Below are 22032 nucleotides of genomic sequence, written 5' to 3' on the forward strand. Positions count from 1 at the left end.
ATTTTCACAGTCAGTTCGAACAAGAAGCCACCGATATCGATGACTTCTGTTCAACTCACTGGAAATGAAAAGTTATTCTACAGTCACTTGATTTTCAAGACCTGGCTGTGTCACATCATCCTTTTCAATATCAACTTTACTATAACGTTTCATACCTGTACCTGCAGGGATTAACTTACCGATAATAACGTTCTCTTTAAGGCCGAGAAGATCATCACGTTTACCTTTAATCGCTGCGTCAGTTAAGACACGTGTTGTTTCTTGGAATGATGCTGCAGATAAGAAGCTTTCTGTTTCAAGAGACGCTTTTGTAATACCGAGCAATACTGGTTTTGCAGTTGCTGGACGTTTACGCTCTTTAAACGCTTCACGGTTTGCATCTGTGAAGTTGTGGATGTCAACAAGTGAACCTGGTAATAATTTCGTGTCACCAGCTTCAATGATTCGCACTTTACGTAACATTTGACGTACCATCACCTCAACGTGTTTGTCGTCGATTTCTACACCTTGCATACGGTAAACTTTTTGTACCTCTTTAAGTAAGTACTCTTCTGTTGCTGTTAAACCAGCGATAGAAAGGAAGTTTTTCGGCTCGATTGAACCTTCCGTTAAGACTTCACCACGTGCAACGGATTGGCCGATTTCGACTTTCAGACGTGATGTTCCTGATGCAAGGTAAGAACGTGTTTCGTTAGCACCTTTAACAACGATTTCTTGTTGTCTGTCTTTACCCACTGTGATGTTATCAATGACACCTTCAATTTCAGTAATCACTGCTTGACCTTTAGGGTTACGTGCTTCGAAAATCTCTTGGATACGAGGTAAACCTTGCGTGATATCGCTTCCGGCTACCCCACCTGTATGGAATGTACGCATTGTTAACTGTGTACCTGGTTCACCGATAGATTGTGCAGCGATAGTTCCGACTGCTTCACCGACTTCTACTTTTTCACCAGTTGCTAGGTTTTTACCGTAACATTTTTCACATACACCGTGACGTGTGTTACATGTAAATGCAGAACGGATGTACATTTCTTCAATGCCCGCATCTGTAATCTCTTTCGCAATTTCAGGTGTAATCAATTCATCCGGACGAATGATGATTTTGTCTGTCTCTGGGTGACGTACTGTTTCTTTAGAATAACGTCCTTCAATACGTTCGATAAATGGTTCGATCATTTCTGTACCTTCTTTGATATCTGAAACGAGTAAACCACGATCCGTACCACAGTCTTCTTCACGTACGATAACGTCTTGAGCAACGTCAACGAGACGACGTGTTAAGTAACCTGAGTCGGCAGTCTTAAGTGCTGTATCGGCAAGACCTTTACGCGCACCGTGAGTCGAGATAAAGTACTCTAATACCGTTAAACCTTCACGGAATGATGATGTGATTGGAAGTTCGATAATTTTACCTGATGGAGCGGCCATTAAACCACGCATACCAGCAAGTTGCGTAAAGTTAGAGGCGTTACCACGGGCACCAGAGTCACTCATCATGAAGATTGGGTTCGTCTTATCAAGAGACTTCATCAGTTTCGCTTGGATTCTATCTTTCGCATTTGTCCAAATTTCAATCACCGCATTGTAACGTTCTTCTTCTGTTAATAAACCACGGTTAAATTGTTTTTGTACACGTTCAACTAATTTCTCAGACTCGTCTAAAATCTCTTGTTTATCAGGTAATACCACGATGTCAGCTACACCAACTGTAATACCTGCTTTTGAAGAGTATTTGAAACCTAAGTCTTTCATTAAGTCAAGCATCATAGACGTATCTGTAATACTGAAGCGATTGAACACTTCTGCGATAATATTTCCTAAGAATTTTTTGTTGAATGGTGGCACGAGTTCAGTGTTTTCAAAGTACTCAGCTAAACCACCTTCTCCAAGTTCAGACGCATCAACGAAATATTTATCAGGCGTACTCTTCTCTAAGTTCGTCGCTGTTGGTTCGTTAATGTATGCAAATGAATCTGGAATAATTTCGTTAAAGATCACTTTACCTACAGAAGTTGTTAAGATTTTGCGATTTTGCTCTTCAGTAAATGTTGGGTTGTTGAATGATGACGCTTGAACACCGATACGCGTATGCAAGTGAACGTGTCCATTCGCATAAGCTTTAATGACTTCATTCGTATCATTGAACATCATACCCGTATTGACTGCATCTTTACGCTCTAATGTTAAATAGTAGTTACCTAAAACCATGTCCTGAGACGGTGTAACAACTGGTTTACCATCTTTAGGGTTCAAGATGTTTTGAGCGGCAAGCATTAACATACGTGCTTCAGCTTGTGCTTCTTTTGATAAAGGTACGTGAACCGCCATTTGGTCACCATCAAAGTCGGCGTTATAAGCTGTTGTTACAAGTGGGTGTAATCGGATCGCACGACCTTCAACTAAAGTCGGCTCGAACGCTTGGATACCCAATCTGTGTAACGTTGGTGCACGGTTAAGTAATACTGGGTGTTCGATAATGACATCTTCTAATACATCCCAAACTTCATCTTCTGTACGCTCAATTTTACTTTTCGCGTTTTTAATGTTTGTCGCAATTTCACGTTGTACGAGTTCTTTCATGACAAACGGTTTGAACAATTCTAATGCCATTTCTTTTGGTAGACCACATTGATACATTTTCAAGTTTGGCCCTACCGCGATAACCGAACGACCAGAATAGTCGACACGTTTACCAAGTAAGTTTTGACGGAAACGACCTTGTTTACCTTTCAACATGTGTGAAAGTGATTTAAGTGGACGGTTACCTGGACCTGTGACCGGACGACCACGACGACCGTTATCGATTAATGCATCCACAGCTTCTTGTAACATACGTTTTTCGTTTTGTACGATGATGCCAGGCGCACCTAAATCTAATAAACGTTTTAAACGGTTGTTACGGTTGATGACACGACGATATAAATCGTTTAAGTCACTTGTCGCAAAACGGCCACCATCAAGTTGTACCATTGGACGGATTTCAGGTGGAATAATAGGTAGTACATCTAAAATCATCCATGCTGGGTTGTTGCCTGAGTTACGGAATGATTCCACAACTTCTAAACGTTTGATGGCACGTGTTAAACGTTGACCTGTCGCAGATTCCAACTCATCACGAAGCATTTTCAACTCTTCATCTAAGTTGATTTCTTCTAATAAGTCTTTAATCCCTTCTGCACCCATTTTGGCAGTGAATTGACCAGGGAATTTGTCATAGTAATCACGGAATTCTGCTTCTGAAAGTAATGTTTTCTTCTCTAAACCTGTTGGGCCTGGATCAACCACAACGTATGAAGCAAAGTAAATCACTTCTTCTAATGCACGTGGTGACATGTCTAATAAGAGACCCATACGGCTTGGGATCCCTTTGAAGTACCAAATGTGAGACACAGGTGCTGCTAATTCAATGTGTCCCATACGTTCACGACGTACTTTTGATTTTGTAACTTCAACACCACAACGGTCACAAATCATACCTTTATAGCGTACACGTTTATATTTCCCACAACTACATTCCCAGTCTTTTGTTGGTCCGAAAATTCTTTCACAGAAAAGACCATCTTTTTCTGGTTTTAACGTACGGTAGTTAATTGTTTCTGGCTTTTTGACCTCACCATATGACCAAGAACGAATTTTTTCAGGTGAAGCGAGTCCTATTTTCATGTAATGGAATTTATTTACATCAATCAAGGAGCCTACCTCCTTTAGTTTAAATTAACTGTGCTAGTTGATTGATTTACAATTTATCTTAAAAATGTTGCAGTATCGGGCATGCATCGAAACCCAACCCCTCTCGTTGGATTCCGATCACACTTCCGAAACGATTAATCGCATATGGCACTTGTTGCATTCCAAGTGTCACATTTGAATACAAACTCAAACTTCATCAAAGTCTCTATTCCGCTTAATCTATCTACAATTCATCATTATTCGTTAAATTCTTTTTGTGATTCAGGAACAGTTGACGGTTGAATGTTGACTTTGCGATCTGGAATGTCATCATCGTCTAAGTCACGCATTTCAATTTCGTTATCTTGTTCGTCCATCACTTTAACGTCAAGACCTAAACTTTGTAATTCTTTCATCAATACGCGGAATGATTCAGGAACACTTGGTCTTGAGATGTTTTCACCTTTAACGATAGCTTCGTAAGTTTTTACACGGCCTACTGTGTCGTCTGATTTGTATGTGAGAATTTCTTGTAATGTGTATGCCGCACCGTATGCTTCAAGTGCCCATACCTCCATCTCACCAAACCTTTGTCCACCGAATTGTGCTTTACCACCAAGCGGTTGTTGTGTAACAAGTGAGTAAGGTCCTGTAGAACGTGCGTGAAGCTTGTCATCAACCATGTGTGCAAGTTTCAACATGTACATCACACCTACAGAGATACGGTTGTCGAATGGTTCACCTGTACGTCCATCGTAAAGGACAGTTTTACCATCACGTGCCATACCTGCTTCTTCAATTGTAGACCATACGTCATCATCGTTCGCACCATCGAATACTGGTGATGCAACATGGATACCTAAGTTTTTAGCTGCCATACCTAAGTGAAGCTCTAAAACTTGTCCGATGTTCATACGAGATGGTACACCGAGTGGGTTCAACATGATGTCGATTGGACGACCGTCTGGTAAATACGGCATGTCTTCTTCAGGAACAATTTTAGAGATGACACCTTTGTTACCGTGACGACCACACATTTTGTCCCCTACATGAATTTTACGTTTTTGAACAATGTACACACGTACGAGTTGGTTGACACCTGGTGAAAGTGAGTCATCGCCTTCTTCACGATTGAACACTTTAACATCAAGTACAATACCGCCAGCGCCGTGAGGTACACGTAATGACGTATCACGAACTTCACGTGCTTTTTCACCAAAGATCGCATGTAATAAACGTTCTTCAGCAGTTAATTCCGTTACACCTTTAGGCGTTACTTTACCTACTAAAATGTCGCCATCTTTAACTTCTGCACCAACGTAAACGATACCGCGATCATCTAAGTTTTTCAGTGCATTTTCAGATACGTTTGGAATATCACGCGTAATTTCTTCAGGTCCAAGTTTAGTGTCACGCGCTTCAGACTCATACTCTTCAATATGAATAGACGTGTACACATCATCTTTAACTAAACGTTCGCTCATGATAACGGCATCCTCGTAGTTGTAACCGTCCCAAGTCATGAAACCAACGACAACGTTACGACCTAATGCCATTTCACCAAGTTCCATTGAAGGACCATCAGCAAGGATTTCACCTTTTTCTACAATGTCACCTTTTGCGATGATTGGACGTTGGTTATAACATGTACCAGAGTTTGAACGTTTGAACTTCGCTAATGGATAACGATCTAACGTACCATCAACTTCTTGACCGTTTTCTTCAACTAAACGACGTACTAAAATTTCGCTTGATTGCACATGTTCAACACGACCGCGATATTTAGAAATCACAGCAGCACCTGAGTCACGTGCAGCAACGTGTTCCATACCTGTTCCTACAAATGGAGATTCAGGGTTTAACAATGGTACCGCTTGACGTTGCATGTTCGCACCCATTAACGCACGGTTAGAGTCATCGTTTTCTAAGAATGGGATACACGCTGTCGCAGCTGATACAACTTGCTTCGGCGATACGTCCATGTAGTCCATTTTTTCTTTAGCCATTGTTGTGTTGTTACCACGGAAACGACACACAATTTCATCATCAATAAAGCGACCATTTTCATCAAGACGTGAGTTCGCTTGTGCGACAACATAACTGTCTTCTTCATCAGCAGTTAAGTAGTCGATTTGGTCAGTAATCGTGTTTGTTTCAATATCGACTTTACGATATGGTGTTTCGATAAAGCCAAATTCGTTCACACGTGCATAACTTGATAATGAGTTGATCAAACCAATGTTTGGACCCTCAGGTGTTTCGATTGGACACATACGACCATAGTGAGAATAGTGGACGTCACGCACTTCCATTTGTGCACGTTCACGCGTCAAACCACCAGGTCCTAATGCTGATAGACGACGTTTGTGTGTCAACTCAGCAAGTGGGTTCGCTTGGTCCATGAATTGAGATAATTGAGAGCTACCAAAGAACTCTTTAATGGATGCAATCACTGGACGAATGTTAATTAATTGTTGTGGTGTAATAGAATCTGTATCTTGGATTGACATTCTTTCACGTACCACACGTTCCATTCTTGATAAACCGATACGGAATTGGTTTTGTAACAACTCACCTACTGAACGTAGACGACGGTTACCAAGGTGGTCGATATCGTCTGTGTAACCAATACCATGTAATAAGTTGAAGAAGTATGACATAGATGCCACAATATCAGCCGGTGTAATACATTTCACTTCTGAATCTGGGAATGCATTACCGATAACTGTTGTTGTACGTTCTTCATCATCATTTGGTACATAAACTTTAATAGACTGAATTTCTACAGGCTCATCAATGATACTGTTTGGAAGCTCATAGACTTGTGCATTCGCGTTTGTTTCAAGAACGTCCATAATTTCATCTAATTTACGACGATCTAAAACAGTGCCCTCTTCAGCAACAATTTCACCTGTTTCTGTATTAACGATAGGTTCAGCTAATTTTTGATTGAATAGGCGGTGTTTTAAATGTAATTTTTTGTTTGCTTTATAACGTCCAACGCTTGCTAAATCATAACGTTTAGGGTCAAAGAAACGTGAATATAATAAGCTTTTTGCGTTTTCTACAGTTGGTGGTTCACCCGGACGTAAACGTTCATAAATTTCAAGTAACGCTTGTTCTGTATTTTCTGTGCTATCTTTTTCTAAAGTATTGCGTAAGTATTCGTTATCCCCAATTAATTCAATGATTTCTTGGTCTGTTGAATAACCTAACGCACGTAATAATACTGTTAATGGTAACTTTCTCGTTCTGTCGATACGCACATAAACGACATCTTTCGCATCTGTTTCGTATTCCAACCAAGCACCACGGTTAGGAATCACTGTCGCATCATAATTCACGCGTCCATTTTTATCTAATTTTTCATTGAAGTATACAGATGGTGAACGAACTAATTGTGATACGATAACACGTTCTGCCCCGTTAATCACAAAAGTACCTGTTTCTGTCATCAATGGGAAATCACCCATAAATACTTCTTGATCTTTCACTTCGCCTGTTTCTTTAATGATTAAACGAACTTTCACACGTAATGGTGCCGCGTACGTTGCATCACGGTTTTTTGATTCTTCTAAATCATACTTTGGTTCACCTAATCTATAATCAACAAATTCTAATGAAAGATTACCCGTGAAGTCTTCGATAGGAGAAATATCACGGAACATTTCTAATAAACCTTCTTTTAAGAACCAATCATACGATTTCGTTTGAATTTCAATTAAGTTTGGTAACTCTAAAACTTCCGAAATTCTTGCGTAGTTTCTACGTTTACGATGTCTTCCATATTGGACAAATTGACCTGCCAAACAGATTCACCCCTCAAAAATTGTGCGAACACTTTTCAGCCCTCATCATGTAACAAGACAAAAAGAAAACGGTAGCACATAAAACGATGACACCATTTTCTATTCTATAAGTCTTATTTTGAAATGTTACAATGAAACTTTAACCGTAAAAGTACACACTTATTGAACATAATTATTTCATCTTACGACTATATCATAAACAAGCATTAAAATCAAGGTTTAACGCTTTTTAAAATATGATAGCCCTTACTATTTTTAATTGATTCGACATTGCCAAAAACTGCTTCCATTTTTTTCTTCGCGGATGGCATGCCTTGTTTCTTTTGAATCACGACGTACAATTCACCATTTGCTTCAAGAACACGATGCGCATCAACGAAAATTTGATGGACCACTTGCTTCCCTGCACGAATAGGCGGGTTTGTGACAACATAGTGCTGTGTCTCGTCAGCAACCTGTGATAAGCCATCACTTTCTTGGATCGTCACATTCGACAACTGATTGCGCTGTGCATTTTTCTCTGCCAAACCTAATGCACGATGATTGACGTCTAACATGGTAATATGATCGTGTGGCGCGACTTTAGCGAGCATTAATCCGATAGGTCCATAACCACATCCTACATCCACTATCGTCTTCTTTTGACCTGGAGGATGTGCATTCAAAAATGTGTGAACGAGGAGATCAGAGCCAAAGTCGACTTGATCTCGAGAAAAAACGCCTGCATCTGTAGTGAGATGGAGTTGATGTTGTTGATATGCGTATGTAATTTCTTTTTCGTCTGTTGCGGCATCGGGATGTGCATCATAGTAATGACTCATAGGCGTTGCACCTCTTTATTGTTTAATATTCAAAAACCCGCTATTACGTAATAGCGGGTTTTTCACTTATCAATGAATTATTTTAATTCTACTGAAGCGCCAACTTCTTCTAATTGAGCTTTAAGTTTTTCAGCTTCTTCTTTAGGCATAGCTTCTTTGATGATGCTTGGAGCACCGTCAACTAATTCTTTAGCGTCTTTTAAGCCTAAACCAGTTGCTTCTTTAACTGCTTTAACAACTTTGATTTTTGATGATCCAGCTGAAGTTAATTCAACGTCGAATTCAGTTTTTTCTGCTGCTGCGTCTCCGCCTGCTGCACCTGCTACTGCAACTGGTGCTGCTGCAGTTACACCAAATTCTTCTTCAATTGCTTTTACTAAGTCGTTTAATTCTAAAACTGACATTTCTTTAATTGCTTCAATGATTTGCTCTTGATTAGCCATGTTTATTTTCCTCCAATTGATTAATTTTTTAATTGATTAATTATTCTGCGTTCTCTTCTTTGCTTTCTCCAACAGCTTTAACCGCATAAGCGAAGTTGCGCATTGGTGCTTGTAATACAGAAAGAAGCATAGATACAAGACCTTCGTGTGATGGTAATGAACCAACAGTTTTCACTTCGTCAGCAGTGATGACACTACCTTCCATGATACCTGATTTGATTTCTAAAGCTTCGTGTTCTTTAGCGAATCCAGCGATAACTTTAGCTGGTGCAACCACATCTTCAGTTGTGAATGCGACTGCTGTAGGACCAGTTAAGAACTCGTCTAAGCCTTCAATACCAGCTTTTTCAGCTGCACGACGTAACATTGTGTTTTTGTACACTTTGTACTGAACATTTGCTTCACGTAATTGCTTACGTAATTCTGTTACTTCTGCTACTGTTAAACCACGGTAGTCAACAACTACTGTAGAAACAGAACTTTTAAGTTGATCAGCAATAACATCAACTTGTTGTTTTTTCGCTTCAATGATTCCAGACATTTTGACACCTCCATAGATAAGTTTTGGGTGCTTTAATAATTAAGTGTGTACTTAAATTAAAAAAACACTTTTTACCCACGGCAAAAAGTGCTTGAATGCGTTAACGTTCAAGTCCGTTTTAGCCTCGGTAGGATGTTGTTTTAAGTTCTTTCGTGAACTCCTACTGTCTTAGGTAAAATATTCAACAGAATTTAATATAAAGGTTTTCGTGTCATTCGTCAACCTTTTTTATATTTTATGATGCACTTAATGATTAAACAAAACGTCAATCATTAAGTGCGCATTGAATTATAGTTTGAAAGTTGCAGTATCTACTTTGATACCAGGACCCATTGTAGTTGTCACTGCAACAGATTTGAAGTAAGTACCTTTAGCTGAAGATGGTTTTGCTTTTGTTAACACATCTTGTAAAGTTTTGAAGTTTTCAACTAATTTTTCAGTTTCAAATGAAACTTTACCGATAGAAGCGTGAACGATACCTGCTTTTTCAGCACGGTATTCAACTTTACCCGCTTTGATTTCTTCAACAGCTTTTTTAACGTCCATTGTTACTGTACCAGTTTTAGGGTTTGGCATTAAACCTTTAGGTCCTAATACACGACCTAATTTACCAACTTCACCCATCATGTCTGGTGTTGCAACAACAACATCAAAGTCGAACCAACCTTGTTGGATTTTGTTTACGTATTCAGCATCGCCTACATAGTCAGCACCTGCTGCTTCTGCTTCAGCAATTTTGTCACCTTTAGCGAATACTAATACACGTTGTGATTTACCAGTTCCGTGTGGTAATACTACTGCACCACGGATTTGTTGATCGTTTTTACGTGTATCGATACCTAAACGGAATGCAACTTCTACTGATGCATCGAAGTTAGCGATAGACGTTTCTTGAGCTAAACGAATTGCTTCTTCTACAGTGTAAAGCGCTTGGCGATCAACTTTATTTAAAGCTTCTTGATACTTTTTACCTTTTTTAGCCATTTTTTGTCCTCCTTTAGTGGTTTTATCGGAATGTCCTCCCACGTTAACTTGCCTTAATAGCAAGTTGAGCGCAGATAGCCCTTTGCGTCAATACGCACAGAATGATGAAATATGTCATTAATCATAGGCCTACCTGCGTTCGTTTTCGAAAATTTATCGTATCATTTTGTTAATTGTCAATATGTTGATAATTACTCAACAACAATACCCATACTACGTGCAGTACCTTCAACGATACGCATAGCTGCTTCTTCGTCAGCAGCGTTTAAGTCAGGCATTTTAGTGTTAGCAATTTCACGTACTTGATCTTTAGTTACAGTTGCAACTTTGTTTTTGTTTGGTTCACCAGAACCTTTTTCAATACCTGCTGCTTTTTTAAGTAAAACTGCTGCAGGTGGTGTTTTTGTAATGAATGTAAATGAACGGTCTTCATATACATAAATTTCAACCGGAATAATTAAACCCACTTGTTCTTGTGTACGTGCGTTAAATTCCTTTGTGAAAGCCATAATGTTCACACCGGCTTGACCTAATGCAGGACCAACTGGTGGTGCTGGGTTTGCTTTACCTGCTGGAATTTGTAACTTAACTACTTTTTCTACTTTTTTAGCCACGATGTGCACCTCCTTGATATCGTGATGTGGTCACAGGGCTCATTTTTGCCCTCCCACTCTTAACATTTCGTGACGAAATGTAGCGCTATGAATGCGCGACCTCGTTATTATAACATTTGCGTTAACTTAATACAACACATTTTTTGTAACATTTTATACTACAATTAAAGTTTTTCGATTTGATCAAATTCAACTTCTACAGGTGTCTCTCTTCCGAACATGTCTACGAGAACCGTCAATTTAAACTTATCCGCTTCAATTTCGTGAATTTCACCGACTTGACTTGCGAACGGTCCAGACGTAATACGCACTTGTTCACCTAACTCAACTTCGACATCGATAGATTTTTCATTCATGCCCATTTGTTTAAGGATGAAACGAACTTCATCTGGTAGCAATGGATTCGGTTTTGAACCTGCACCTGCTGATCCTACGAAACCTGTCACACCAGGTGTATTTCTAACGACGTACCAAGATTCGTCAGTCATCACAAGTTCAACTAAGACATAACCCGGAAATGTTTTCTTCATTTGTTTTTTCGCTTTACCATCTTTAACTTGTGTTTCTTCCTCTTCTGGAATGACGACTCTAAAGATTTGCTCTGTCATATTCATTGATTCGACACGTTTTTCTAAATTCTTTTTAACTTTGTTTTCGTAACCAGAGTAGGTATGTACTGCATACCAACGTTTTGCACCTAGCTCTTCAGACATGCTGACAACTCCTCATTCCTATTTTATCATTTCAATTAACTGACCAATTCCGATATCTAAACCCCAGAAAAATAACAAGAAGAACAATACGGTCATAACTACAATTGTTGTATACTTAACAAGCTCGGGACCTGTTGGCCAACTTGTTTTTTCCATTTCGGATTTAACGCCTTGGAAGAAACTTTCTTTTTTCGGCATAATCAATTCCCCTCCAATTATTTGGATTCTTTATGAAGTGTATGCGTATTACATTTCGCACAAAACTTTTTCAGTATTAATCGCTCCGTCACGTTCGGTGATTTCGGTACGTGATAGTTTCGATTGCCACATTTCTCGCAATTTAACGGCACTTTTTTCAACATCTCTCACCTTGCTTCTATAATACCAGTTTACTATACATAAGTTTATATTCAATTGTCAAACCACTTTCTTACGTGACGAGACTTTTCAATTTTTGACGAATTCGATACAACGCGTTATAAACTTTCTTATCCGAAACGTTCAGTTCATGTGCAATTTCTGCAGGTCTCCATTCTGCAACAAGGTAATCTAGCACACGCATTTCAAATGCACTCAGCTGTTGAAGTGTCTGTTGTAACGTGTCTTGAATATAATGAAGATATTCGTGACTATGGCGTTGCTGCTCGGCCAACTGGGTTCGATAACTGATTGCATAACCATCGACATAATCTTCAAAAATACGCTGATGGGTCAGTTTTTTGCGCCGATAGTCAAGTTTACGCCGATAAATGGTACGATTAATGTAATGTTCGAATGGAATACCAAAATAAAACTGCTCGCTTTGTATTTTTTGATAAATTGCGAGAACAACGTCTTGTACTAAATCATCACAATCTGCTTGGGCTACACTAAAATCACCAAAACTTTTTCGCGCGATACGCTCAATATAGTGAACCAACTTTTCAATTGCTTCGGGTTGCTGCTGTTGCGCACGTTGTATGGTTTCTGAAACAATATCGTTTGGATTAGGGGTTTGTGCCATGAAACTTTCCTCACCTTCGACCAATGATGTCTTATCATATCTGTCAAAGGCGTCTCACTACAACTTGCAAAACGATTAATCTTGAGACTTGCCGCGTCTTATTTTTTCAAATTCAGATAACAACTCTTCTGATAACTGAATACGTGTACGTGGCTTCATTTCACCAAATTCATCCATCGATTTGGTCACACTCTCTTTGTTTTCTTTTAAATGACGCCACATTTCTCTGGAGGATAAACGGTAAGCACCTGTTCCAAAAATGGCATGTTGCTCACTCATATCACTCGTCACGACTGTAATATGGGTCGTATGCTTATTATAAATATTATAGACGTAGCGCTCGATAAAACTATCTGCTGTTTCGTGTTCTTTTGTAAATACGACATGCACACCGTGATACTCATATTCCGACTGTGGTGTACCCCGATCATAAGCATCAAACACGCAGACAATTTTACCTTTTGTCACTGCACTATAGTTGGAAATTTCGATGAGCAATTGTTCTCTCGCTTCTTCTAAACTTTCTTTAGCGACACGACTCAATTCTTGGGACTGACCAATCATGTTATATCCATCTATGATTACGTAATAGTCCTTCATCATTTACTTGTCACCGCCGATAGGTTGACGTTTACGAAATACTTCATACATCATCAAACTCGCTGCGACCGATGCATTTAAACTGTTCACATGACCAACCATTGGAATTTTAATGTAAAAGTCACATTTCTCTTTCACACGACGACTCATTCCTTGGCCTTCACTGCCAATGACAATCGCTAAAGGCATATCGGCTTGCATTTGACGATAATCTGTCGCATTGCTCGCCTCTGCACCTGCAATCCAATACCCTTTGTCTTTCAATACATCCATCGTTTGCGACAAGTTTGTCACGCGAATCACAGGAACATGCTGAATCGCACCTGTTGAAGCTTTCGCTACAGTTTGCGTCAAGCTGACCGAACGACGTTTAGGAATAATAATCCCATCCACACCTGTCGCATCGGCCGTTCGTAAAATAGAACCTAAGTTGTGCGGATCTTCTAAACCATCTAAAATCAACACGGTAGACAAGCCTTCTTTTTGCCCTTGTGCTGCTAAAAATTGATTCAAGTCTGCATATTCATATGGTGCAACGAATGCCGCAACACCTTGATGGGGTGCATTCGCCAGTTGGTCTAATTTTGATTTTGGTACCGTTTGGACAACGAGTTTTGCTGATTTCGCAGTTTTTAAAATTTCTTCAATTTGCTGCTTCTTAATCCCTTCTTGAATTAAGATTTTATTAATCGTATGCCCTGATATGACTGCTTCTCTCACTGCATGACGACCCACAATAATTTCCGAGTCCATGGATTTCAACGCCTTTCTTCAACATTTTCAACAATCACTTTTAACAATGCTTCCAATCGTTCTTCTTGATGCTCTAAATATAAAAAGCCAATGACCGCTTCTAAACCAGAACTTTTCCGATAGGTCTGGACATCTGTATTCTTCGCTTTCGTATAACTTTTCGCATTTCGTCCACGCTTCACAACCGCAAGTTCCTCTTCATTGAACCAATCTTGCGCGATTAAATGTTCCAGCGTCACTGCCTGGCTTTTAGCTGATACAAATCGTTTCGCCTCTTGATGCAGACGATTCGGTTTACTTTGAAGCTTTAAAATGATATACGTACGGACATATTGATCAAGCACCGCATCCCCGACATAAGCGAGCGACAGTGGATTGAGTAGTTTGGCATTTGTCGGTTTATCCACGTTTATATCTCACACCCTGTGGCGTATCTTCTAAAATGATGTTTTGGGCTTTCAATTGATCGCGAATTTCGTCAGCACGCGCATAATCTTTTGCTTGACGTGCAGCATTACGTTCTTCAATCAACTGTTCAATTTCTTCGTCGAGTAACCCTTCTGCATGGTTCGAAGTTAACGGCACACCTAACACATCACTAAAGATACCAAACACTTCTTTAAAACGTTGAATCACTTGTGTCGATGTATTGTCCTCTAATAAATATTTATTCGCGAGCTTCACTAAATCGTACCAAGCTGTAATCGCATTTGCTGTGTTGAAGTCATCGTCCATCACTGTTTCAAACTGCGTCAAAATCGCATCAATTTTTGTTAACATCACTGCGTCATCTGTTAAGTCTGTCGCCACAGCTTCACGCTCTGTCAATGCTTGATAACTATTGCGAATACGTTCTAAACCACTTTTCGCCGCTTCAACAAGTTCTAGATTGTAGTTGATTGGGCTTCGATAATGAACACTAATCATGAAAAAGCGTAATACATCTGGGTCCACTTCTTTAATAATGTCATGGACTAAAATGAAGTTCCCTAAAGACTTACTCATTTTTTCATTATCAATATTAATGAAACCGTTGTGCATCCAGTAGTTCGCAAATGTCTCATGGTTATGTGCTTCTGACTGTGCAATCTCGTTTTCGTGGTGCGGGAATTGCAAATCGCTTCCCCCAGCATGAATATCAATCGTAGGGCCGAGCTTTTCAAAGGCCATCACGGAACATTCGATATGCCACCCTGGACGGCCCTCGCCGAATGGACTCTCCCAGCTAATTTCACCTGGTTTCGCCTTTTTCCAAAGTGTGAAGTCAAGTGCATCTTCTTTATTTTCACCTTGCTCAATACGTGCACCGACTTTCAAATCGTCAATCGACTGGTGACTCAACTTACCATAATCTTCAAATTGACGCGTTCTGAAATAAACGTCGCCACCACTTTCATATGCATAACCTTCATCAACTAACTTTTTAATAAATTTAATAATGTCATCCATATGATCCATCACGCGCGGATTCGATGTCGCTTTTTTAACATTCAGGGCTTCTGTATCTTCATAAAAGGCTTGAATGTAACGTTCCGCAATCTCTGGTACTGTTTCGCCTAACTCTTGCGAACGCTTGATCAATTTATCATCCACGTCAGTAAAGTTTGAGACGTAATTCACTTCATAACCTTTATATTCGAAATAACGGCGGACCACGTCATAGTTAATCGCTGGGCGCGCGTTCCCAATATGGATGTAATTGTACACAGTTGGGCCACACACATACATTTTCACTTTTCCTGGTTCGATAGGCTGAAACACTTCTTTTTGACGTGTTAATGTATTATATAATGTAATCATCTTTAATCTCTCCATTTTTAGTTTGTTCAAGTTGACGTTCAAGTTGTTTGAGTTGTTCATAAATTGGATCTGGCAAGTTGAGATGATCAAATGTCTTACCGATACGTCTACCATCTTGCTTCACAATACGTCCTGGAATACCTACCACTGTAGAATAACTTGGAACATCTTGAAGCACGACCGAATTGGCACCGATATTGACATTGGAATGCACCTTAATATTACCTAACACTTTAGAACCTGCTGCGATGAGGACGTTATCGCCAATATCGGGATGACGTTTCCCTTTTTCTTTACCAGTTCCCCCTAATGTCACACCTTGATATATCGTCACATTATCACCAATAGTACATGTTTCACCGATGACCACCCCCATACCATGGTCAATAAATAAACGGCGTCCAATTTTAGCACCTGGATGAATTTCAATGCCTGTAAAAAAGCGTGAAACTTGAGAAATCGCTCTTGCAAGTACGTAACGTTTCTTTTGATATAAACGGTGTGCAACCAAATGACTCCAAACCGCATGTAAACCCGCATAAGTTGTAATCACTTCTATCGTTGAGCGTGCTGCTGGATCTTGTTCAAACACCATTTTGACATCATCCATCATACGTCGGAACACTTTAACCCCCTCCTTCAAATAGCATGACAATACTTATTCTTGTATCTAACCGAAAAACGACTTTCACGGACAATCCACCCTTGGCTTCATCGTCCTCTTTAAAAAGCGTGACCAGAATTGAAAAAAGCACCTCTAACATGTCATATGTCAGAGGTGCGATATGTGCACGGTTCCACTCTCAATTAGTACATGTTCAAAGCTTAAACTTTGCATCCATATACTCACTCAATTGGTTATTCAATTCTCATCCTAAAGGTGCATTCAACAAACTTTGTGGTGCACTCTCACCAACCGTACACTCTCTGATTCACACGCCATTTGCTTACTTGTCCTTTATTCTATTCAAATCCACTTTAATAGTAGTCGATTTTCAAAGTGATATCAAGTGCGAAAATCGAACACACTCATTTTTATAATAAACTTTGAATGCGACGAAGCACTTTATCTTGTCCTAATACTTCCATCGTGTTCGGCAACTCAGGTCCATGCATTTGGCCTGTTACTGCAACACGGATTGGCATAAATAATTGTTTCCCTTTAATACCTGTTTCTTTTTGGACTTCTTTAATGATCTTTTTAATTTCAGCCGCTTCAAAGTTTTCTAAAGCTTCTAACTTACCGTACAATGCTGTCATCAATTGCGGCACTTGTTCGCCGTTCAACACTTCTTGTGACGCTTCGTCCAACTCTTTTTCATCGCGGAAGAACAACTCTGATAACGGTACAATTTCACCCGCATAGCTCATTTGTTCTTGATAAAGTGCAACTAACTTGCGACCCCAATCTAACTCCGCTTCTGATGGTGATTCTGGCAATAAGCCTGCTTTGATCATATGCGGTAATGTCATTTCAAATACTGTTTCCGCATCTTTTTCTTTCATATATTGGTTGTTAATCCACTCTAATTTTTGTTTATCGAAAAATGCTGGTGACTTTGATAAACGCTTTTCAGTGAAGATTTTGATGAATTCGTCTTTAGAGAAAATCTCTTCTTCACCTTCTGGAGACCAACCTAACAATGCGATAAAGTTAAATAACGCCTCTGGTAAATAACTTAAATCGCGATATTGCTCGATAAATTGTAAAATTTGACCGTCACGTTTACTTAATTTTTTACGTTGTTCATTGACAATTAAAGTCATATGCGCAAAGCGTGGTGGTTCCCAGCCAAATGTTTCGTAAATCATTAATTGTTTAGGTGTGTTAGAAATGTGATCGTCACCACGAATGACGTCAGAAATTTCCATGTAATGATCGTCCACAGCTACTGCAAAGTTATATGTTGGCACACCGTCTTTTTTCACGATGACCCAGTCGCCGAAGTTGTCAGATTCGAATGTGACAGGCCCTTTCACCATATCATCGAACGTATATGTTTGATTTTGGGGCACACGGAAACGGATTGCAGGCTTGCGTCCTTCCGCTTCAAACTGCTGACGTTCTTCTTCAGTCAAGTGCGCATGTTTCCCACCGTAACGCGGCATTTCACCACGTGCGATTTGTGCTTGACGTTCTGCCTCTAACTCTTCTTCAGTCATATAACATTTGTACGCTTTATCTTCTGCTAATAACTGCTCGACTAATGGTTGATAAATTTCACCACGTTCTGATTGGCGATAAGGTCCATAGCCTTTATCTTTGTCTACAGATTCGTCCCAATCCAAACCTAGCCACTTCAAATTATCGAACTGTGATGATTCACCGTCCGCTAAGTTACGTTTAGAATCTGTATCTTCAATACGAATGACAAAATCACCATCGTAATGTTTCGCGAATAAATAGTTAAATAATGCCGTACGTGCGTTACCAATATGCAAATAGCCTGTTGGACTTGGTGCATATCTTACTCTCACTCGGTTACTCATTTCGTTCACTCCTGTTTCATTGTTCAATTGTTATATTATAGCATGTCATGCCTATTTATGCATATCACAGTTTAGGTTAAGTTGTTGCCGTTAATGACACAATCGCTTGAGCAGCAATTCCTTCTTGACGCCCTGTAAACCCTAACTTTTCACTCGTCGTCGCTTTCACATTCACACGCTTAATATCGACAGCAAAAAGACCAGCAATGACTGCGCGCATCTCATCGATATAAGGGCGGAATTTCGGTTTTTCCGCAATAATCGTCGCATCAATGTTATTAATGACATAACCTTCTTTTTGAACTTCTGCGTACGCTTCTGTTAATAATTTTTTCGAATCTGCATCTTTAAATTGTGGATCCGTATCTGGAAAGAGCTTACCGATATCCCCTAATGCACATGCCCCTAACATCGCATCTGTAATCGCATGCAACAAGACATCCGCATCACTATGCCCTTTCAAACCATGTGTATGTGGCACTTCAATCCCACCAATAATTAAAGGGCGGGTCGCATCAAATGCGTGCACATCGTATCCTAATCCAACTCTAAACATGATGATGTCGACTCCTTTTTTCTAAAATTGCTTCTGCGTGTGTTAAATCTTCTTCAGTCGTTAATTTAATATTATCATAATCCCCTTCAACCATATAAATACGTTGACCATATGCTTCGATTAACGAGGCGTCATCCGTCCCCATCATTTGTTGTGCCTTTGCATGGTCATAGGCTGAAGCAAGCAGTTCAAATGTCGCACCTTGAGGCGTCTGCACTTGCCATAATGTCGCACGATCCAATGTTTCCGTTACAAATTGGTCAGACACACGTTTAATCGTATCTTTTGCTTTCACACCGACAATGGCTGCTCCATATGTTTGAATGGCAACCGTCACCTCATGAATCGTAGCATGTGTAACAAACGGGCGGGCCCCATCATGCACAAGGACAATAGCGTCATTCGTGAACTCAACGTTTTGCAACACTTGATGAATGCTATCTTGACGTGTCTCGCCGCCAACGACTAAACTTTTTACTTTTGAAAATGGCGCTGTTAATGCCTCAAGTTGGTCCCGATCTCTCTCGTGTATCGCCAAATGTATGCCTTCACACTGTACATCGGATTGAAAAACGGCAAGCGTATGCGCTAACACACGGCGCCCCGCAACTTCAATGAACAGTTTATTATATGGACGCCCCATACGACTGCCTGTTCCTGCTGCTGGTATAATCACGTGATAATTTGACATTTATGCTTCCACCTTCTTCGCAAAAATAATTCGCCCTGATGCCGTTTGTAACATACTGATTACTTCAAGTGTGATGACTTGATTCACGTATTGTTTCGCATCATCCACGACCACCATTGTGCCGTCATCAAAATAACCGACACCTTGACCAGGCTCTTTCCCAACTTTTGTAATCATCAAGTCAAAACGATCGCCTTGATGCACTTCAGGACGAATCGCATCAGATAAATCATTGACGTTTAACACTTGAATCCCTTGAATACTGCATACTTTGTTCAAGTTATAATCCGTCGTAATCACGTGCGCACGATAATGTTGTGCAAGCCTCACAATCAGGTCGTCAATGTCTTGATGCGTGCGTTGCGGGTGAATAATACGTGTCGGGTGTTTCGACAGATGAATCGCATTCAAAATTTCTAAACCACGGCGCCCTTTATCGCGCTTAAGACTGTCATTCGCATCCGCAACGACTTGCAATTCATTAATGACACCTTGAGGAATGAGAATTTCACCATCAATAAATCCCGCTTCCATAATTTTTAAAATACGGCCATCAATAATCGCACTCGTATCGATAATTTTCGGCACAGCATTGCGAGCATTAATCGCCATCGAACGCGCCATATTTTCCGGTAAAAACAACAGCATTTCATCACGTTTTTTCAGACCAAATTGAAAACCGAGATAACTTAAACTTAATGTAAGTAGGATAGGGACGATACGGTTAATCAAATCCGTCCCGATAAATTCAAGAATAAAGGAAATCATGACAGATATGAGTAGACCCATAAACAAGCCAATGGTTGCGAAGATAATTTCAATAGCACTATAACCTAACACAAATTGCTCTAAATCTTTCATCGCATACGCAATACGGGGGATAAACCAACCAAATAATAAAAACATGATAACAACGCCCATAATCGACGTCACATAACTATTCTCCAACATCGGAGGATGACTGACATTAAAATCAATCATAACAGCAGGGATTAAGAGTATGCCTAACACACTACCAATAATAATATAAGACACAATCACTAATAATTTAATAAAATTCACCTCTATCATCCCTCCTTTTTAATTTTTTAATGCGTGTTTCAATGCTTCATTGACAGAAGTCACGCCAATCACTTCAATACCTTCTGGGAACTGCCATCCGCCAATATTATTTTTAGGAATAATTACGCGTTTAAAGCCCAGTTTTGCCGCTTCTTGCACACGTTGCTCAATACGTGAAACACGGCGCACCTCACCCGTCAATCCAACCTCGCCAATATAACAATCGAGGCCGTCTACTGCTTGGTCTTTAAAACTAGAAGCTGTCGCAATGACGATACCTAAGTCGACAGCAGGTTCAGAAAGTTTGACGCCCCCTGCTACTTTAATGTAAGCATCTTGTTGTTGTAGTAAATACCCTTCTTTTTTCTCTAACACCGCCATCAATAAACTGAGGCGATTATGGTCAATACCTGTCGCCATACGTCTCGGGTTATTGAACGTTGTCGGTGTCACAAGCGCTTGTACTTCAATCAATAATGGTCGTGTTCCTTCCATCGTTGCAACAATTGTCGAACCTGCAACATTGGTCGTCCGTTCTTCTAAAAACATTTCTGACGGATTGAGTACACTTTTTAAACCGGACTGCTTCATTTCAAAAATGCCCATTTCATTCGTAGAGCCAAAACGGTTTTTCACCGCTCTTAAAATACGATACGCGTGATGTTCATCACCTTCAAAATAAAGCACCGTATCCACCATATGTTCCAGCAAACGCGGCCCCGCAATTTGGCCTTCTTTCGTCACATGGCCTACAATAAACGTCGCAACATTCATCTGCTTTGCGATATGCATCAAGCTTTGCGTACTTTCACGAACTTGCGACACAGAGCCCGGCGCCGAACTAATTTCAGGATGATAAATCGTTTGAATCGAGTCCACGACGATCAAATCAGGCTCGACCTTTTTCACCGCTTCATGAATAACCATTAAGTCCGTTTCCGCAAATACGTTCAGTTGACTCGCATCTTCATCTAAACGATCCGCTCTAATTTTAGTTTGATTGAGTGATTCCTCACCAGTAATATAGAGTACTCTTTTTTCTTTAGATAACGCCGCACACATTTGCAGTAACAGTGTCGACTTCCCTATCCCTGGATCGCCACCAATCAGCACGAGTGACCCTTCTACAATACCGCCACCGAGCACACGGTTTAATTCACCACTATTCGTTTGGATACGTGGCGCAAGCTCTTGTTTAATGTCATTGAGCTTTTGTATTTTAGCCGAACTTGTCTTTTGCGCCCTTACACCGTGTTTAGGACTCGCAGTTTTTTGTTCAAAAGATTCCTCCATTGAATTCCAAGCACCACAATTTGGACATTTACCCATCCATTTAGGTGATTGGTAACCACAGGCCGTACATTCAAAAATCGTTTTCGTTTTTGCCACTCAGACACCTCCGTCTCTACATATAACATACCTTATTTTATACTTGAAAAAGATTTATGACAAATGTTGTCCTTTATCATTTAAGCGCTTT

Annotated in this window: 21 protein-coding genes and 1 other annotated feature; all 21 genes read right to left on the minus strand. The window is 40.0% G+C overall.

Going from position 1 to position 22032, the window contains the following annotated elements; genetic code table 11:
• Positions 1-72 precede the first annotated feature (72 nt).
• The gene (gene rpoC / locus EL101_RS11885) at positions 73-3666 is read right to left on the minus strand and encodes a DNA-directed RNA polymerase subunit beta' (protein ID WP_240622736.1); all 3594 of its coding nucleotides are present in this window, start codon (positions 3664-3666) and stop codon (positions 73-75) included.
• Positions 3667-3929: 263 nt separating this feature from the next.
• Positions 3930-7481, minus strand: coding sequence for a DNA-directed RNA polymerase subunit beta (gene rpoB, locus EL101_RS11890; RefSeq protein ID WP_019166645.1), 3552 nt, complete (start codon positions 7479-7481; stop codon positions 3930-3932).
• 212 nt (positions 7482-7693) lie between these two features.
• Positions 7694-8302, minus strand: coding sequence for a class I SAM-dependent methyltransferase (locus EL101_RS11895; RefSeq protein WP_096597803.1), 609 nt, complete (start codon positions 8300-8302; stop codon positions 7694-7696).
• Positions 8303-8379: 77 nt separating this feature from the next.
• Positions 8380-8745: a 50S ribosomal protein L7/L12 gene (rplL, locus tag EL101_RS11900; RefSeq protein WP_014614752.1), complete on the minus strand. Its 366-nt coding sequence runs from the start codon at positions 8743-8745 to the stop codon at positions 8380-8382.
• A gap of 40 nt (positions 8746-8785) precedes the next feature.
• Positions 8786-9286 carry a 50S ribosomal protein L10 gene (gene rplJ, locus EL101_RS11905; RefSeq protein ID WP_019166677.1) on the minus strand — a complete coding sequence of 167 codons (501 nt, stop codon included), beginning with the start codon at positions 9284-9286 and terminating at the stop codon, positions 8786-8788.
• A 49-nt stretch (positions 9287-9335) separates the two neighbouring features.
• Positions 9336-9477 (minus strand) — a sequence feature (ribosomal protein L10 leader region).
• A gap of 97 nt (positions 9478-9574) precedes the next feature.
• Positions 9575-10270: a 50S ribosomal protein L1 gene (rplA, locus tag EL101_RS11910; RefSeq protein WP_014614754.1), complete on the minus strand. Its 696-nt coding sequence runs from the start codon at positions 10268-10270 to the stop codon at positions 9575-9577.
• Positions 10271-10461: 191 nt separating this feature from the next.
• Positions 10462-10884, minus strand: a complete 423-nt coding sequence (gene rplK / locus EL101_RS11915) for a 50S ribosomal protein L11 (protein ID WP_014614755.1) — start codon at positions 10882-10884, stop codon at positions 10462-10464.
• Between the two features lie 164 nt (positions 10885-11048).
• Complete coding sequence (nusG, locus tag EL101_RS11920) at positions 11049-11597, minus strand: transcription termination/antitermination protein NusG (RefSeq protein WP_014614756.1); 549 nt, start codon at positions 11595-11597, stop codon at positions 11049-11051.
• Positions 11598-11615: 18 nt separating this feature from the next.
• A complete protein-coding gene (gene secE / locus EL101_RS11925) occupies positions 11616-11795 on the minus strand; it encodes a preprotein translocase subunit SecE (protein ID WP_014614757.1) in 180 nt (59 codons plus the stop codon).
• 17 nt (positions 11796-11812) lie between these two features.
• The gene (gene rpmG, locus EL101_RS11930) at positions 11813-11956 is read right to left on the minus strand and encodes a 50S ribosomal protein L33 (RefSeq protein ID WP_019166678.1); all 144 of its coding nucleotides are present in this window, start codon (positions 11954-11956) and stop codon (positions 11813-11815) included.
• Positions 11957-12027: 71 nt separating this feature from the next.
• Complete coding sequence (locus tag EL101_RS11935) at positions 12028-12600, minus strand: RNA polymerase sigma factor (protein ID WP_096597806.1); 573 nt, start codon at positions 12598-12600, stop codon at positions 12028-12030.
• A 75-nt stretch (positions 12601-12675) separates the two neighbouring features.
• The gene (locus EL101_RS11940; protein WP_026067072.1) at positions 12676-13200 is read right to left on the minus strand and encodes an NYN domain-containing protein; all 525 of its coding nucleotides are present in this window, start codon (positions 13198-13200) and stop codon (positions 12676-12678) included.
• 3 nt (positions 13201-13203) lie between these two features.
• Positions 13204-13953 carry a 23S rRNA (guanosine(2251)-2'-O)-methyltransferase RlmB gene (gene rlmB / locus EL101_RS11945; RefSeq protein WP_096597808.1) on the minus strand — a complete coding sequence of 250 codons (750 nt, stop codon included), beginning with the start codon at positions 13951-13953 and terminating at the stop codon, positions 13204-13206.
• A gap of 5 nt (positions 13954-13958) precedes the next feature.
• A complete protein-coding gene (locus EL101_RS11950) occupies positions 13959-14360 on the minus strand; it encodes a Mini-ribonuclease 3 (RefSeq protein ID WP_096540448.1) in 402 nt (133 codons plus the stop codon).
• On the minus strand, positions 14353-15753 hold the full coding sequence (gene cysS / locus EL101_RS11955; RefSeq protein ID WP_096597810.1) for a cysteine--tRNA ligase: 1401 nt from the start codon (positions 15751-15753) through the stop codon (positions 14353-14355). The genes EL101_RS11950 and cysS overlap by 8 nt, the downstream gene beginning before the upstream one ends.
• Positions 15737-16366, minus strand: coding sequence for a serine O-acetyltransferase (gene cysE, locus EL101_RS11960; protein ID WP_179299327.1), 630 nt, complete (start codon positions 16364-16366; stop codon positions 15737-15739). The genes cysS and cysE overlap by 17 nt, the downstream gene beginning before the upstream one ends.
• Before the next feature lie 422 nt (positions 16367-16788).
• The gene (gltX, locus tag EL101_RS11965; RefSeq protein ID WP_103214016.1) at positions 16789-18243 is read right to left on the minus strand and encodes a glutamate--tRNA ligase; all 1455 of its coding nucleotides are present in this window, start codon (positions 18241-18243) and stop codon (positions 16789-16791) included.
• 76 nt (positions 18244-18319) lie between these two features.
• On the minus strand, positions 18320-18799 hold the full coding sequence (ispF, locus tag EL101_RS11970) for a 2-C-methyl-D-erythritol 2,4-cyclodiphosphate synthase (RefSeq protein WP_096540454.1): 480 nt from the start codon (positions 18797-18799) through the stop codon (positions 18320-18322).
• The gene (gene ispD / locus EL101_RS11975) at positions 18792-19490 is read right to left on the minus strand and encodes a 2-C-methyl-D-erythritol 4-phosphate cytidylyltransferase (protein WP_096597816.1); all 699 of its coding nucleotides are present in this window, start codon (positions 19488-19490) and stop codon (positions 18792-18794) included. Before ispD ends, ispF begins: the two co-directional genes overlap by 8 nt.
• The gene (locus tag EL101_RS11980; RefSeq protein ID WP_019166688.1) at positions 19491-20552 is read right to left on the minus strand and encodes a PIN/TRAM domain-containing protein; all 1062 of its coding nucleotides are present in this window, start codon (positions 20550-20552) and stop codon (positions 19491-19493) included.
• An 18-nt stretch (positions 20553-20570) separates the two neighbouring features.
• A complete protein-coding gene (gene radA, locus EL101_RS11985; protein ID WP_096555020.1) occupies positions 20571-21941 on the minus strand; it encodes a DNA repair protein RadA in 1371 nt (456 codons plus the stop codon).
• Positions 21942-22032: the final 91 nt, after the last annotated feature.

The sequence above is a fragment of the Staphylococcus delphini genome (assembly GCF_900636325.1).
Lineage (GTDB): Bacteria > Bacillota > Bacilli > Staphylococcales > Staphylococcaceae > Staphylococcus > Staphylococcus delphini.